Annotated in this window: 1 protein-coding gene; it reads left to right on the top strand. The window is 37.6% G+C overall.

Annotation, left to right across the window (positions count from 1 at the left end; all coding sequences use genetic code 11):
* Positions 1-774 precede the first annotated feature (774 nt).
* On the top strand, positions 775-1,659 hold the full coding sequence (locus tag CXF78_RS16385; RefSeq protein WP_102037375.1) for a diguanylate cyclase domain-containing protein: 885 nt from the start codon (positions 775-777) through the stop codon (positions 1,657-1,659).
* Positions 1,660-1,761: the final 102 nt, after the last annotated feature.

Raw genomic sequence — 1,761 nt, forward strand, 5'->3', positions numbered from 1 at the left:
AAATTAAAAATATAAATTTAAAAAAACAAAAAACCCCTGAAATTCCTTCCAGGGGTTTATGTGAATAAGTGTTCACCACCAGAAGGATAACGTCCTTCGGCAGTTAGCATCCGAAGGCTACCGCATATGGTGATGATGGTGGATTGTAGTCACTTGGATGTTCATTTCAATACTCTTTATTTGATATTAACTTGATATTAGTTAATCAGTTTAAATGAGGTTTTATGCACTCATTGAAGTCGTATTTATCGACTTGCTGTTAACTTAACCTCATTTATGCTTGTTTGCAAGAGTGAACAAAGCATTAATGTTATTTAATTACCATATTTTTTGCATAAGATATGCTTTCTTGTCGATTGGTGATCATTAGAGCCGGTTAAGCAAATCGTTAAAAGCACAATGGCTTAATATGTTAGCTATCAATGTCCCTGGGGATTAACCTCTGTTTGTTGTTTGTCGATAAATGACTTTGAGAACTCAATAAATACAAAGGGTAGACCGTTAGCGTAATGACGCCACCCATTTGGCACTCTACATCACTTAGGTTAATGATACCGTTTGATGGCTTGACTCTTATGCAACAAGAGCCGTGTGCTAGTCGATTATTCAAGGGATAAACGATGTTTTAGTGTGATGAAACTTGTTCCTTCAGTCTTTATGAATCGCAATGTTTAAATCATATCGTTATAAGCCATTGAGTTTATTGGACGCTACTTATAAGCTGGCGTGTATTACTCTTTATTAATTTAGCTAACGCCTCGAGGTATGCACTGTATGAAGACCATTGATTTAGTGGCGCTTAGAGATGTTATGGATTTGATGCTAGATGCTGTTTGCGTGGTTGATAAAGCGGGAACTTTTGTTTTTGTTAGTGCTGCATTTGAAGATATTTTTGGATATTCGCCAGACGAAGTGATAGGCAAACCCATGATTGACCATGTTTATCCAGAAGATGGCATAAAAACACTTAAAGTTGTTGAATCATTGATGGAGGGTAAAAAACAACCTCGTTTTGAGAATCGTTGGGTCCGTAAAGATGGCAAAATTATCGACATTCTTTGGTCGGCACGATGGTCTGAAGATCACCAATTTAGAATTGCGATCGCTCACGATATTACTGAACGAAAATTAATGGAGCAGCAACTGCATTACATTGCAGGACATGATCCATTAACTGAATTACCTAATAGAGCATTGTTGTTTGGGCGCTTACAAACGTCACTTGGATTAGCACGTCGTGAAGGAAGCCATCTTTCGTTGTTATTTATTGATATTGATGGGTTTAAACATGTTAATGACAGTTATGGTCATCTTGTAGGTGATAAGCTACTTAAGAATATAGCTCAACGTTTACGTGATTGTGTCCGTAAGTCCGATACGGTTGGACGTTTTGGCGGCGATGAGTTTGTGGTGGTGTTAAATGGCATAGATTCATTTGATAATGTGCTGGTTATTACTGAAAACATTCGTGCTCAGCTCGAAAAAACTTATCAATTTGATGATCTTAATTTGCAACTTTCACCGAGTATCGGTGTTGCTCGCTACCCAGATAATGGTGATGATGAGCAGCAATTACTTCAGTATGCAGATCAAGCAATGTATAGAGCAAAAAATGCCGGCGGTAACCGAGTTGATGTTGGTGTAGACAATGCTACCTAGTGTTATTGCCTAACCTTATTTTGTTCGGGCTTTAAACTTGAACAAGACGTTTTTGAAAGTTGCTGGTCTTCATAAATTACAATCAGAGCGATGGTTTTCGAT

The organism is Shewanella sp. 11B5, from assembly GCF_002836795.1.
GTDB classification, from domain to species: domain Bacteria; phylum Pseudomonadota; class Gammaproteobacteria; order Enterobacterales; family Shewanellaceae; genus Shewanella; species Shewanella frigidimarina.

What these genes read in the sequence shown, in the direction of transcription:
- CXF78_RS16385 (WP_102037375.1), top strand. Translation starts at nt 775, where the DNA reads ATGAAGACCATTGATTTAGTGGCGCTTAGAGATGTTATGGATTTGATG.